Origin of the sequence: Burkholderia sp. BCC0506 (assembly GCF_902833145.1) — a bacterium.
Taxonomy (GTDB): Bacteria; Pseudomonadota; Gammaproteobacteria; order Burkholderiales; family Burkholderiaceae; genus Burkholderia.
The window spans coordinates 275,126-288,802 of the sequence record NZ_CADFEN010000003.1; the positions used below are offsets into that span (position 1 = coordinate 275,126).

Below are 13,677 nucleotides of genomic sequence, written 5' to 3' on the forward strand. Positions count from 1 at the left end.
TGCTCCGCCGTTACTTTTTCGAGAAGATCGAGCGCGCCAGGACGTTGAGTCCGAGCACCCCGAGCGTAATCAGGAACACGCCCGCCCACGCGAGCGACTGCCATTCCGCGAACGGGCTCATCGCGAACTTGTAGATCGTGACCGGCAGGTTCGCCATCGGCTGGCTCATGTCGACCGAGAAGAACTGGTTCGACAGCGCGGTAAACAGCAGCGGCGCCGTTTCGCCGGCGATCCGCGCGACCGCGAGCAGCACGCCCGTCACGATCCCGCCGACCGACGCGCGCAGCGTGATCTTCAGCACCATGCGCCACTTCGGCGTGCCGAGCGCGACGGCCGCTTCGCGCAGCGCGTTCGGCACGAGCTTCAGCATGTTCTCGGTCGTGCGGATCACGATCGGGATCTGCAGCAGCGCGAGTGCGATCACGCCGGCCCAGCCCGAGAAGCGCCCCGACTTCGCGACGACGATCGCGTACACGAACAGGCCGATGACGATCGACGGCGCCGACAGCAGGATGTCGTTGATGAAGCGGATCGTGCTGGCCAGCAGGTTCTTCTGCCCGTATTCGGCGAGATAGACGCCCGCGAGGATGCCGATCGGCGTGCCGACCAGCGTGCCGAAGCCGCACAGCAACAGGCTGCCGACGATCGCGTTCGCGAGACCGCCGCCTTCCGTGTTCGGGGCCGGCGTCGATTCGGTGAACAGTTGCAGCGACAGGCCGCCGACGCCGAGGTGCACCGTCGTGTAGAGAATCCACACGAGCCACAGCAGGCCGAACGCCATCGCGGCGAGCGATGCGGTGAGCGCGATCGCGTTGACGGCCTTGCGCTTGCGCTGCAAGCGGTTGCGCATCGCGTCGAGCGCGGCGCCGTCCGGCCCCGGGAAATGCATGATGGGCTCGCTCATTTCTTGCCCTCTCCCTTCTCGAGACGAAGCAGCAGCAGTTTGGAGATGGACAGCACGATGAACGTGATCACGAACAGGATCAGGCCGAGTTCCATCAGCGCGGACGTATGCAGGCCCGGCTGCGCTTCCGCGAATTCGTTCGCGAGCGCCGACGTGATGCTGTTGCCCGGCGCGAACAGCGACACGCTGTCGAGCAGGTTCGTGTTGCCGATCACGAAGGTCACGGCCATCGTTTCGCCGAGCGCGCGGCCGAGGCCGAGCATCACGCCGCCGATCACGCCGGTTTTCGTGTAGGGCAGCACGACCTTCCACATCACTTCCCACGTCGTGCAGCCGATCCCGTACGCCGACTCCTTCAGCAGCACCGGCGTGACCTCGAACACGTCGCGCATCACCGATGCGATGTACGGAATGATCATGATCGCGAGGATCACGCCGGCCGCGAGGATGCCGATGCCGATCGGCGCGCCGGACGTCAGCGGACCGATCACCCACACGTCCTTGAACAGGCGGCCGATCGGCTTCTGGAAGTATTCGGCGAAGATCGGCGCGAACACGAGCAGGCCCCACATGCCGTACACGATCGACGGAATCGCGGCGAGCAGTTCGATCGCGATGCCGAGCGGACGGCGCAGCCACACGGGCGCCAGCTCGGTGAGGAACAGTGCGATGCCGAAACTGACCGGTACCGCGATGACGAGTGCGATCAGCGACGTCACGAGCGTGCCGTAGATCGGCACGAGTGCGCCATAGATGTCCGAGTTGGGATCCCACTCGGATTGCCACAGGAACGCGATGCCGAACTTCTGGATGGTCGGCATCGACGCGACGATCAGGGAAACGATGATCCCGCCCAGCAACAGCAGGGTCACGATCGCGGCGAGCCGTGCAAGGCCGCCGAACAGGACATCCCCGAGACGGCTCGGCGCACGCTGCTGCACGCTGTCGGGCGATCGGGAGGACGTGTATGAAATATCAGACATGGGTGCCTGCTTTTGATCGCCGGGCGCCGTAACGCCCGGCTTTACCGCACACACTGCCCGACCGGCACGGCCGGGCAGCGAACCGCTGATGGCTTACTCGGTGGCGACCGGCTTGCCCGAAGCGTCCGTCACCTTCGTCTTCCACTGCTTGCGGATTTCCGTCTCGACCGTCGCCGGCAGCGAGATGTAGTCGAGGCTGTCGGCAGCCTTCTCGCCGTTCTTGAACGCCCAGCTGAAGAACTTCAGCGTTTCCGCGCCCTGCTCCGGCTTGTCCTGCTTCGCGTGCAGCAGCACGAACGTCGCGCCGACGACCGGCCATGCGTCCTTGCCCGGCTGGTTCGTCAGGATCTGGTAGAACGACTTCGACCAGTTCGCGCCGGCTGCCGCGGCCTTGAACGTTTCCGTCTTCGGCTCGACCACCGTGCCCGTCGAGTTCTTCAGCGCAGTGTAGGTCATATTGTTCTTCTTCGCGTACGCCCACTCGACGTAGCCGATCGCGCCCGGCAGGCGCTGCACGAAGGCCGCGACGCCGTCGTTGCCCTTGCCGCCCGTGCCCGTCGGCCAGTTGACCGTCGTGCCTTCGCCGATCTTCGACTTCCACTCGTCGTTGACCTTCGACAGGTAGTTCGTCCAGATGAAGCTCGTGCCCGAGCCGTCGGCGCGGCGGACCACGGCGATGTCCGTATCCGGCAGCTTGACCTTCGGGTTCAGCGCGGCGATCGCCGGGTCGTTCCACTTCTTGATCTTGCCGAGGTAGATGTCGCCGAGCACCGGGCCCGACAGCGTCAGTTCGCCGGCCTTCACGCCCGGCACGTTGACGACCGGCACCACGCCGCCGACCACCGTCGGGAACTGGAACAGGCCTTCCTTCGCGAGCTCTTCATCCTTCAGCGGAGCGTCCGAACCGGCAAAATCGACCGTCTTCGCGACGATCTGCTTCAGGCCGCCCGACGAGCCGATGCCCTGGTAGTTGACCTTCGAACCGCCGGACTGCTGGTAGTCCGCGGCCCATTTCGTATAGATCGGCATCGCGAACGTGCTACCTGCGCCCGTGATGTCGGCAGCGTGCGCGGCGACGGCGAAAAGCGCGCCAGCCAGGCCGGCAATCGCGGTTTGCATCAATTTCATGAGACCTCCAGTGTGTGAGCGGATGACTACGGCACCGCGAAGGTTAGGGGCTGCTCATGACGGTAATGTGACAATCGATGAAACTGGCGTGACAGTAACATGACTGGTTGAAAGGGAGTATCGGGCGGTGCGTCGGGACGCGCGAGCGGCGCTGGCGGCAAGAATTGCCTGGCTCGGCGGGGCGGGATGAACGCCCGTTTTCACCGGCGTGCGGCGCATCGTGGCGTAGCGTCAGGCCGGCGGGAAGCTGGGTCTCGCCGCGGGGCGTGATTTCGGGGTCGGATACCCGGCTTGGTCGGGAGAACGTGTTTGCCGAAGATCGCTTCTATTCAGTATGGCAAACCTTTGCGTCTGACAAAATCGCGGCGCCCGAAGGCGCCGCACGCACATCCATCGGCAACGGGCGCGCGGGCGGCCGGACCGCCGCGCGCCCGCCGTCGGGTCAGCTCGTCGCCGCGCGCACCGCGTCGGCGATCGTCTCCGCATGGCGAACCGCGTCGGCCGCCTGCCGCGCTTCGACCATCACGCGCAGCACGGGCTCCGTGCCCGATGCGCGGATCAGCACGCGGCCGCTGCCGGCGAGCGCGGCTTCGGCTGCATCGATCGCGGCGCGAATCGACGCACTGCCCTTCCAGTCGGCGCCCGGCCTCATCCGCACGTTGATCAGCTTCTGCGGGAACAGCGCGACGCCGTCGAGCATCTGCGCGAGGGTGCGGCCGCTGCGCTTCAGCGCGGCCAGCACGAGCAGCGCCGACACGATGCCGTCGCCGGTCGAATGCCGGTCCAGCGACAGGATGTGGCCCGAGCCTTCCGCGCCGAGTTGCCAGCCGTGCTCGCGCAACTGCTCGAGCACGTAGCGGTCGCCGACCGCCGCACGGACGAACTTCACGCCCTCGCGCTGCAGCGCGACTTCGACGGCGAGGTTGGTCATCAGCGTGCCGACCGCGCCGTCGACCTTGCCGTCGGTCGCGATGCGGTCCTTCACGAGCACGTAGAGCAGCTCGTCGCCGTTGTACAGCCGGCCGGTCGCGTCGACGACCTGCAGGCGATCGGCGTCGCCGTCGAGCGCGATGCCGAGATCGGCGTGATTCGCGCGCACCGCGCGCACCAGCGCGTCCGGCGCGGTCGCGCCGACGCCGTCGTTGATGTTGAAGCCGTTCGGCGCGACGCCGATCGGGATCACGTCCGCGCCGAGTTCATGGAACACGTGCGGCGCAATCTGGTACGCGGCGCCGTGCGCGCAATCGATCACGAGCTTCAGCCCGCGCAGGTCGAACGCGGCCGGGAACGTGCTCTTGCAGAACTCGATGTAGCGGCCGGCTGCGTCGTCGAGGCGGCGCGCCTTGCCGAGCCCGTCGGACGGCGCGCATTCGAGCGGCTTGTCGAGCCACGCCTCGATCGCGGCTTCGGTGTCGTCGGGCAGCTTGTTGCCGTCGGCCGAGAAGAATTTGATCCCGTTGTCGTGATACGGGTTGTGCGACGCGCTGATCACGACGCCGGCCGACAGGCGCAGCGCACGCGTCAGGTACGCGACGCCGGGCGTCGGCATCGGGCCGGCCAGCATCACGTCGACGCCGGCCGCCGAGAATCCGGCCTCGAGCGCGGCTTCGAGCATGTAGCCCGACACGCGCGTGTCCTTGCCGATCAGCACCGTCGGGCGCGAGCCGGCCGCGACGTCGGCCGAGCCGGCCAATACCTTGCCGGCCGCATAGCCGAGACGCAATACGAAATCCGGCGTGATGGGCGCGTCGCCCACCGTGCCGCGAATGCCGTCCGTGCCGAAATATCGACGTCCCATGGCGAACCTTCCTCCTTCGTCTTTCTGACTTGCTTATCGTTGCCGCGCGGCTTCGCGCACGGCATTCCATACTTTGAGCGCATCGACCGTCGCCGCGACATCGTGCACGCGCACGATCGCCGCACCTCGCTCGACCGCGCACAACGCGGCCGCCACGCTCGCCGCGACGCGTTCCATCGGCGGCTTGCCGCCGATCACCGCGCCGAGCATCGACTTGCGCGACATGCCGGCGAGAATCGGATAGGCGCGCCCGTCCGGGCGCGCGGGCGCCGTGTCCGGCAGTGCGGCCAGCAGCGCATAGTTGTCGTCGACGACCGCCTTGCCGAAACCGAAGCCGGGATCGACGCAAATGCGCTCCGCCGCCACTCCGGCATCGCGCAGCGCCTGCGCACGTGCGGCGAGAAAATCGCGCACGTCGGTCACGACGTCGCCGTAGTCGGGCTCGCCGACCTGCATCGTCTGCGGCTCGCCGAGCATGTGCATCGCGCACAGGCCGCTCTCGCCGTCGCGCACCGCGTCGATCGCGCCCGGCTGGCGGAACCCCCAAATGTCGTTGATCAGGTCCGCGCCGGCGGCCAGCGCCGCGCGCATCACGTCCGGCTTGTAGGTATCGACCGACAGCGGCACGTTCAGCGGCCGCAGCGCCTCGACGAGCGGAATCACCCGCGCGAGCTCCTCGGCGAGCGGCACGGGCGGCGCGCCGGGGCGCGTCGATTCGCCGCCGATGTCGAGCAGGTCCGCGCCTTCGGCAATCATCCGCTCGGCCTGGCGCAGCGCATCGTCGCGCGCGAGGAAGCGGCCGCCGTCGGAGAACGAATCGGGCGTGGCATTGAGGATGCCCATCACGAGCGGGCGCTCGAACGTCAGTTCGAAGCGGCCGCACCGGAGCGGCGCGGGAATCAGGGGGGACACTGCGGAATCGGACACGAGCAACGGGCGTGGATGAATGCAAAACGGGCCGGTGTGAAGCCACACCAGCCCGTGAACGGTGCTAAAGCGGAGATTATGCCGCCGGCGACGCCGGCGCCGGCGCGGTGCCGGGCTTGACCTCGGCGCTGCTGCCGCCGCCCGACGAATCGCCGCCGACAGCCGGCGCGCTCTTCGGCGAGCGCGGCGGACGGCCTTCCATGATGTCGTTGATCTGATCGGCGTCGATCGTCTCCCACTCCATCAGGGCGGCCGTCATCGCTTCGACCTTGTCGCGGTTCTCTTCGAGCAGGCGGCGCGCCAGGCTGTACTGTTCGTCGAGCACACGACGGATTTCCGAGTCGACCTTCTGCTGCGTCGCTTCGGAGATCGTGCGCGTGAAGCCGCGGCCGAACGGCGACGCATCGTTCTCGTCGTCGACGTAGACCATCGGCCCGAGTGCGTCGGTCATCCCGAACCGGGCGACCATCGCGCGCGCCGTCTGCGTGGCCTTGTTGAAGTCGTCCGATGCGCCGGTGCTGACCAGGTTCATGAACAGCTCTTCGGCCACGCGGCCACCGAACAGGATCGCGAGACGGTCCAGCAGGTAATCCTTCGAATACGTCTCGTTGTCATGCTCCGGCAACTGCCACGTGACGCCCAGCGCGCGGCCGCGCGGGATGATCGTGACCTTGTGTACCGGGTCGGCCTTCGGCAGCAGCTTCGCAATCACCGCGTGACCCGACTCGTGGTAAGCGGTGGCGCGCTTCGCTTCCTCGCGGATCACGGCCGACTTGCGCTCCGGGCCCATGAAGATCTTGTCCTTCGCGTCCTCGAAATCCTGCATCTCGACGATGCGCTTGCCGCGACGTGCGGCGAACAGCGCAGCCTCGTTCACGAGGTTCGCGAGATCGGCGCCCGAGAAACCCGGCGTGCCGCGCGCAATGACTGCCGCATCGACGTCGTTCGCGATCGGCACCTTGCGCAGGTGCACGCGCATGATCTGCTCGCGACCGCGGATATCCGGCAGGCCGACGTAGACCTGGCGGTCGAAACGGCCCGGACGCAGCAGCGCCTTGTCGAGCACGTCGGAACGGTTGGTGGCGGCGATCACGATCACGCCCGAATTCGCCTCGAAGCCGTCCATCTCGACGAGCATCTGGTTCAGCGTCTGCTCGCGCTCGTCGTTGCCGCCGCCCATGCCGGCGCCGCGATGACGGCCGACCGCGTCGATTTCGTCGATGAACACGATGCACGGTGCATGCTTCTTCGCCTGCTCGAACATGTCGCGCACACGGGCCGCGCCGACGCCGACGAACATTTCGACGAAGTCCGAACCCGAGATGCTGAAGAACGGCACCTTCGCTTCACCGGCGATCGCGCGGGCGAGCAGCGTCTTGCCGGTACCCGGCGGGCCGACCAGCAGCACGCCGCGCGGAATGCGACCGCCCAGCTTCTGGAATTTCTGCGGATCGCGCAGGAAGTCGACGAGCTCGGACACTTCTTCCTTCGCTTCGTCGCAGCCCGCGACGTCGGAGAAGTTCACCGCGTTGTTGTTCTCGTCGATCAGCCGCGCACGCGATTTCCCGAACGAGAACGCGCCGCCTTTGCCGCCCCCCTGCATCTGCCTCATCATGTAGAACCAGAACACGATGATCAGGATCGTCGGCCCGAGATAGTACAGCGCGGACATCAGCGCGTTCGGCTCGTCGTCGGCCTTGCCGCTGACCTGCACGCCGTACTTCATCAGATCGCCGACCATCCAGATGTCGCCGGGCGACACGATCTGGTATTTCTGGCCATCAGCCGGAGTGACGGTGAGGTTGCGCCCCTGAACGATGACGTTCTTGACCTTGCCGTTCTTGGCATCGTCCATGAACTGCGAATAGGACACGCCTTCCTGGACGCGGGGCTTGTCGAACTGCTTGAACACCGTAAACAGCACCAGTGCGATCACCAGCCACACTGCTGCCTTCGAAAACATATTGTTGTTCAAAGCACCACTCCTTCACTCGTAGACGAGCGCCTACATTTTCCTTGCGGCGCCCCTCGGTCATTCTAATCCAGTCCGACCACCCCCGCCATAAGCATTGACAACCGCCGCGATAGCGCTGCGCTTGTCCGGCAAGGGCCGGAGCCCGTTTGCGGCACCGCACTCCGCATCAGCGCGGATGCTTCAGCTGCCGACCCAAAATGAACGTTTCGGACGATTTGTCGCGGGATGCCTTGGGCTTGCGTGGCGCGACAACCTTAAACTGCTGTTTGAACTTCTCGACGATCTGGCTGTAGCCGCTGCCGTGAAAACACTTCACGAGCAGCGCACCTTCCGGCTTCAAATGGTTCTGCGCGAATTCGAGCGCCAGATCGCAGAGATGCTCGATGCGCGCGGCGTCCGCCGAGGCCACGCCGGAGAGGTTGGGGGCCATGTCCGAAATAACAAGGTCCACCGCACGGCCTTCGAGCACTTCTTCGAGCTGGTGGAGAACGTCGTCCTCGCGGAAGTCGCCCTGCAGGAAGTGCACGTCGGCGATCGGCTCCATCGGCAGGATGTCGAGCGCAACGATCGTGCCGTCGATACCGCCTTCGCGCTCCGCGTCGCGCTTCTTGCCCTGCGCGAGCTTGTTGCGGGCATACTGGCTCCAGCTGCCCGGCGTGGCGCCGAGATCGACGATCACCTGGCCCGGACGGATCAGCTTGTCCTGCTCGTCGATTTCCTTCAGCTTGTACGCGGCGCGCGCGCGATAGCCCTCCCGCTGCGCCATTTTGACGTACGGGTCGTTGATGTGGTCGTGCAGCCAGTGCTGGTTGAAGCGGTTTTTTGCCATTCGAGAGAGAGATTGCTGCCAATTGCTTCGTGAAGCCGCGCTTTTAGCGGATAATACGCGTCTTCTTCGCGCGGCCGCGGCCCCTTTTCGGGCCCAAGCCGCGATTTTACGTGGTTTCGGCGCACGGCTGACGCGGTAACGTCCCGCGATCGCTTTTCAGCCAGCGCGCCCTTAATTAGATTTCGACATTTCCATGCCCGCCCTTTCGCTTTCTCCCGCCGAGCGCTCCGCGCTGCGCTCCCAGGCCCATGCGCTCAAGCCCGTCGTGCTGATCGGCGCCGAAGGGCTGACCGACGCCGTGCTGAAGGAAATCAAGGTGCACCTCGACGCGCACCAGCTGATCAAGATTCGCGTGTTCGGCGACGAGCGCGACGAACGCATCGCGATTTACGACGAGATCTGCGACCGTCTGAACGCGGCCCCGATTCAGCATATCGGCAAGCTGCTGGTGATCTGGAGGCCCGAAGCCCCGGCGGCGGCCCCGGCCCGCGGCCGTCGTGCCGGTGCGCTGCCGAGCGCGGCCGAAGCCGCCGACGACAAGAAAGGCCGTGCGCCGCGCACCGTCAAGGTCGTCAAGGTGTCGCCGAACGCGAGCCCCGTGCGCCGTCCGCGGCCGGTCAAGGTCACCGTGCGCGGCAACGAACGCGTGACGGCAGGCGGCACCGTGAAGCGCGCGAAAAAGCGCCAGGCCAGCACCAAGCGACCGTTCCAGGACAAGTAAGACACCCGCGCGGCACGGACTCCCGTGCCGCCGCCCTGCCCTGGCGCGACGCTCAGGCGTCGCGCGCCGGCAGACGCCAGATCAGCATCAGCCCCAGCACGCTCTCGACGAGATAGAACACGCTCGAGACGCCGTGCAGCATCCCGAAGCGGCTCGCATACGGCGAATTCGCGATATCGGTGCCCGCATCCATCGCGGCCACCCGCAGCGCGTTCATGAACGGCTGCAGCGCGAAATACCCGACCAGCACGCACACGACCATCGCGGCGACGATCCAGCGCACGCGGCGATACTCGTCGCTGCCGCGTCGCACCTGCTGATTCGACAGCGCGAGCAGCAGCACGCCGCACACGACGCCGAGGATCGCCTCGATGCGGAACAGCTGGGCGGCGACCGAACCGGCCATCATCCGCTCCAGCGTCTTGAACAATACGGGCGCGACCGCATACCCGATCGTCAGCAGGCTGCCGACCCATACGGCCGACAGCAGACGGAACACGCGATGCGGCATCACGTCGCCCCGCTTCAGATGTAGCTGACCGAGATGATTTCGTACTCGCGCACGCCGCCCGGCGCCTGCACGGCCGCGACGTCGCCTTCGGACTTGCCGATCAGCGCACGCGCGATCGGCGAGCTGACCGAGATCAGGCCGTGGTCGATATCGGCTTCGTCGTCGCCGACGATCTGGTACTTGACGGTGTCGCCCGACTCGAGATCCTCGAGTTCGACCGTCGACGCGAAGACCACGCGGCCGTCGGCATCGAGCACGGTGGGGTCGATGACTTGCGCGGCGGACAGCTTCGATTCGATTTCTGCGATACGACCCTCGATAAAGCCCTGCTTTTCCTTCGCGGCATCGTATTCGGCGTTTTCGGACAGGTCGCCCTGTGCGCGGGCCTCCGCGATCGCGTTGATCACGGCCGGCCGCTCGACGGACTTGAGGCGCTGCAATTCATCGCGCAGTTGCTCTGCGCCACGCTTTGTCAACGGAATGGTGCTCATAAACGGCTCAATCGCTAAAAACGGCTATAAAAAAAATCACCGCGATTAAGCGCGCTTCCGATGCACTGGAAACACCGCCTAATCGCGGCACGTGTTGCTTCGACAGGTAACTGACCGCTTAGTTTAGGCGAGCGTGAAGACCTTGTAAATCATAGACTTCCAGATCCTTCAGGTAGCGCAGGCCTTCGACGGCCGCGCGCGCGCCCGACATCGTCGTGTAGTACGTGACCTTGTGCGCCTGCGCGCTCATGCGGATCGAACGCGAGTCGGCGATCGCCTGGCGCGTCTCGTCGACCGTCGTGAACACGAGGGCGATCTCGCCGTTCTTGATCATGTCGACGATGTGCGGGCGGCCGTCCTTCACCTTGTTCACGACCTTCACCGGCACGCCGGCCGCTTCGATCGCGGCAGCCGTGCCCTTGGTCGCGACGATCGGGTAGCCGAGGTCGTGCAGCATGCGCGCGACCTCGACGGCCTTCGGCTTGTCCGCGTCCATCACGGTCAGCAGCACCGTGCCCGACTCCGGCAGGCGCGAACCGGCCGCGAGCTGCGACTTGAACAGCGCTTCGCCGAACGTGCGGCCGACGCCCATCACTTCGCCGGTCGAGCGCATTTCAGGCCCGAGCACCGGATCGACGGTCGGGAACTTGACGAACGGGAACACCGCTTCCTTCACGCTGAAGTACGGCGGCTCGACTTCCTTCGTCACGCCTTGCTGCGCGAGCTTCTGGCCGACCATCGCGCGCGCCGCGATCTTCGCGAGCGGCAGGCTGGTCGCCTTCGACACGTACGGCACCGTGCGCGACGCGCGCGGGTTCACTTCGAGCACGTAGATGATGTCCTGCTTCGAGCCGTCAGCCTGCGGCACCTGCTGGATCGCGAACTGCACGTTCATCAGCCCGACCACGTTCAGCGCCTTCGCCATCGCGCCGGTCTGGCGCTTCAGCTCGGCCACGGTTTCCTTCGACAGCGAGTACGGCGGCAGCGAGCATGCCGAGTCGCCCGAGTGGACGCCCGCCTGCTCGATGTGCTCCATCACGCCGCCGATGAACACGGCGTCGCCGTCGCAGATGCAGTCGACGTCGCATTCGATCGCATCGTTCAGGAAGCGGTCGAGCAGCACCGGCGAATCGTTCGACACCTTCACGGCCTCGCGCATGTAGCGCTCGAGGTCGCGCGGCTCGTGGACGATTTCCATCGCGCGGCCGCCGAGCACGTACGACGGACGCACGACCAGCGGATAGCCGATTTCGTCGGCCAGCGCGAGCGCTTCGTCTTCGGCGCGCGCGGTGCGGTTCGGCGGCTGGCGCAGGCCGAGGTCCTGCAGCAGCTTCTGGAAGCGTTCGCGGTCTTCGGCCGCGTCGATCATGTCCGGCGACGTGCCGACGATCGGCACGCCGTGCGCCTCGAGGTCGAGCGCGAGTTTCAGCGGCGTCTGGCCGCCGTACTGGACGATCACGCCGACCGGCTTTTCCTTGTCGACGATCTCGAGCACGTCCTCGAGCGTCAGCGGCTCGAAATACAGGCGGTCGGACGTGTCGTAGTCGGTCGACACCGTTTCCGGGTTGCAGTTGACCATGATCGTTTCATAGCCGTCCTCGCGCATCGCGAGCGCCGCGTGCACGCAGCAGTAGTCGAACTCGATACCCTGGCCGATCCGGTTCGGGCCGCCGCCCAGCACCATGATCTTCTTGTTGGTGGTCGGCTGCGCCTCGCACTCTTCCTCGTAGGTCGAGTACATGTAGGCCGTCTTCGTCGCGAACTCGGCCGCGCACGTGTCGACGCGCTTATAGACCGGGCGCACGTTCAGTTCGACGCGACGGCGGCGCACGTCTTCCGGCGTCGCGCCGAGCAGCTTCGCGAGGCGGCGGTCGGAGAAGCCGCTCTGCTTCAGGTAGCGCAGCTCGTCGAACGTCAGCGACGCGAGCGTGCGGCCGGCGAGCGCCTTTTCCTTCAGGATGATCTGCTCGATCTGCTCGAGGAACCACGGGTCGATCGCGGTTTCCGCGAAGATTTCCTCGGCCGTCATGCCGATGCGGAACGCATCGCCGACGTACCAGATGCGGTCCGGGCCCGGCTCGTGGATCTCGATCGCGATCTCGTCGCGGTTGGTCGACTTCTCGTCGAGGCCGTCCACACCGACTTCGAGGCCGCGCAGCGCCTTCTGGAACGATTCCTGGAACGTGCGGCCGATCGCCATCACTTCGCCGACCGACTTCATCTGCGTCGTCAGGCGCGAATCGGCTTCGCGGAACTTCTCGAACGCGAAGCGCGGGATCTTCGTGACGACGTAGTCGATCGTCGGCTCGAACGACGCCGGCGTCTGGCCGCCGGTGATTTCGTTCTTCAGCTCGTCGAGCGTGTAGCCGACCGCCAGCTTCGCGGCGACCTTCGCGATCGGGAAGCCGGTGGCCTTCGACGCGAGCGCCGACGAACGCGACACGCGCGGGTTCATTTCGATGACGACCATGCGGCCGTCCTTCGGGTTGATCGAGAACTGCACGTTCGAGCCGCCGGTGTCGACGCCGATCTCGCGCAGCACCGCGAGCGATGCGTTACGCAGGATCTGGTATTCCTTGTCGGTCAGCGTCTGTGCCGGTGCGACCGTGATCGAGTCGCCGGTGTGCACGCCCATCGGGTCGAGGTTTTCGATCGAGCAGACGATGATGCAGTTGTCGGCGCGGTCGCGCACGACTTCCATCTCGTATTCCTTCCAGCCGAGCAGCGACTCTTCGATCAGCAGCTCGCGCGTGGGCGACAGGTCGAGACCGCGCTTGCAGATCTCCTCGAACTCTTCGCGGTTGTACGCGATGCCGCCGCCCGAGCCGCCGAGCGTGAACGACGGGCGGATCACGACCGGGTAGCCGCTGCCGCCGGTGGCCGCCATGATCTCGGCGTGCACCTTGGTCGCCTCTTCCATCGAGTGCGCGATGCCGGACTTCGCGGAACCGAGACCGATCTTGGTCATCGCGTCCTTGAACTTCTGGCGGTCTTCGGCCTTGTCGATCGCTTCCGGCGACGCGCCGATCAGCTCGACGCCGAACTTCTCGAGCACGCCGTGGTGATGCAGGTCGAGCGCGCAGTTCAGCGCGGTCTGGCCGCCCATCGTCGGCAGGATCGCGTCCGGGCGCTCCTTCTCGATGATGCGCGCGACGACTTCCCACGTGATCGGCTCGATGTAGGTCACGTCGGCCGTGTTCGGGTCGGTCATGATCGTCGCCGGGTTGCTGTTGACGAGAACGACCTTGTAGCCCTCCTCACGCAACGCCTTGCAAGCCTGCGCGCCCGAATAGTCGAACTCGCACGCCTGGCCGATGATGATCGGGCCGGCGCCGATGATGAGGATGCTCTTGATGTCTGTGCGTTTTGGCATGGCTTGTGAATTCAATAAGTAATCGTTGTCGTGGGTC

The 13,677-nt window shown here is 65.9% G+C and carries 11 protein-coding genes; 1 reads left to right on the forward strand and 10 read right to left on the reverse strand.

Going from position 1 to position 13,677, the window contains the following annotated elements:
* Positions 1 to 10 precede the first annotated feature (10 nt).
* The 7 genes from pstA to HWX62_RS08585 form a co-directional block, all read right to left on the reverse strand.
* The gene (gene pstA, locus HWX62_RS08555; RefSeq protein ID WP_175929480.1) at positions 11 to 904 is read right to left on the reverse strand and encodes a phosphate ABC transporter permease PstA; all 894 of its coding nucleotides are present in this window, start codon (positions 902 to 904) and stop codon (positions 11 to 13) included.
* Positions 901 to 1,887, reverse strand: a complete 987-nt coding sequence (pstC, locus tag HWX62_RS08560; RefSeq protein ID WP_175929481.1) for a phosphate ABC transporter permease PstC — start codon at positions 1,885 to 1,887, stop codon at positions 901 to 903. The genes pstA and pstC overlap by 4 nt, the downstream gene beginning before the upstream one ends.
* A gap of 93 nt (positions 1,888 to 1,980) precedes the next feature.
* The gene (gene pstS, locus HWX62_RS08565) at positions 1,981 to 3,015 is read right to left on the reverse strand and encodes a phosphate ABC transporter substrate-binding protein PstS (RefSeq protein WP_175929482.1); all 1,035 of its coding nucleotides are present in this window, start codon (positions 3,013 to 3,015) and stop codon (positions 1,981 to 1,983) included.
* A gap of 442 nt (positions 3,016 to 3,457) precedes the next feature.
* Positions 3,458 to 4,813 carry a phosphoglucosamine mutase gene (gene glmM / locus HWX62_RS08570; RefSeq protein WP_175929483.1) on the reverse strand — a complete coding sequence of 452 codons (1,356 nt, stop codon included), beginning with the start codon at positions 4,811 to 4,813 and terminating at the stop codon, positions 3,458 to 3,460.
* A 33-nt stretch (positions 4,814 to 4,846) separates the two neighbouring features.
* Complete coding sequence (folP, locus tag HWX62_RS08575) at positions 4,847 to 5,788, reverse strand: dihydropteroate synthase (RefSeq protein WP_175929484.1); 942 nt, start codon at positions 5,786 to 5,788, stop codon at positions 4,847 to 4,849.
* Positions 5,789 to 5,816: 28 nt separating this feature from the next.
* The gene (gene ftsH, locus HWX62_RS08580; protein ID WP_175929485.1) at positions 5,817 to 7,715 is read right to left on the reverse strand and encodes an ATP-dependent zinc metalloprotease FtsH; all 1,899 of its coding nucleotides are present in this window, start codon (positions 7,713 to 7,715) and stop codon (positions 5,817 to 5,819) included.
* A gap of 166 nt (positions 7,716 to 7,881) precedes the next feature.
* Positions 7,882 to 8,544, reverse strand: coding sequence for an RlmE family RNA methyltransferase (locus HWX62_RS08585; RefSeq protein WP_175929486.1), 663 nt, complete (start codon positions 8,542 to 8,544; stop codon positions 7,882 to 7,884).
* Positions 8,545 to 8,737: 193 nt separating this feature from the next.
* Between HWX62_RS08585 and HWX62_RS08590 the strand changes: the two genes are divergently transcribed.
* Entirely contained in the window at positions 8,738 to 9,265 is a 528-nt protein-coding gene (locus HWX62_RS08590; protein ID WP_175929487.1) for a YhbY family RNA-binding protein, read from the forward strand.
* 52 nt (positions 9,266 to 9,317) lie between these two features.
* On the opposite strand, the gene HWX62_RS08595 is transcribed toward HWX62_RS08590, so the two are convergent.
* The 3 genes from HWX62_RS08595 to carB all read right to left on the reverse strand — a co-directional run bounded on the left by HWX62_RS08595 (position 9,318) and on the right by carB (position 13,640).
* The gene (locus tag HWX62_RS08595) at positions 9,318 to 9,776 is read right to left on the reverse strand and encodes a DUF4149 domain-containing protein (RefSeq protein ID WP_175929735.1); all 459 of its coding nucleotides are present in this window, start codon (positions 9,774 to 9,776) and stop codon (positions 9,318 to 9,320) included.
* Between the two features lie 14 nt (positions 9,777 to 9,790).
* The gene (gene greA / locus HWX62_RS08600) at positions 9,791 to 10,267 is read right to left on the reverse strand and encodes a transcription elongation factor GreA (protein ID WP_175929488.1); all 477 of its coding nucleotides are present in this window, start codon (positions 10,265 to 10,267) and stop codon (positions 9,791 to 9,793) included.
* A 118-nt stretch (positions 10,268 to 10,385) separates the two neighbouring features.
* The gene (gene carB, locus HWX62_RS08605; protein ID WP_175929489.1) at positions 10,386 to 13,640 is read right to left on the reverse strand and encodes a carbamoyl-phosphate synthase large subunit; all 3,255 of its coding nucleotides are present in this window, start codon (positions 13,638 to 13,640) and stop codon (positions 10,386 to 10,388) included.
* Positions 13,641 to 13,677 lie beyond the last annotated feature (37 nt).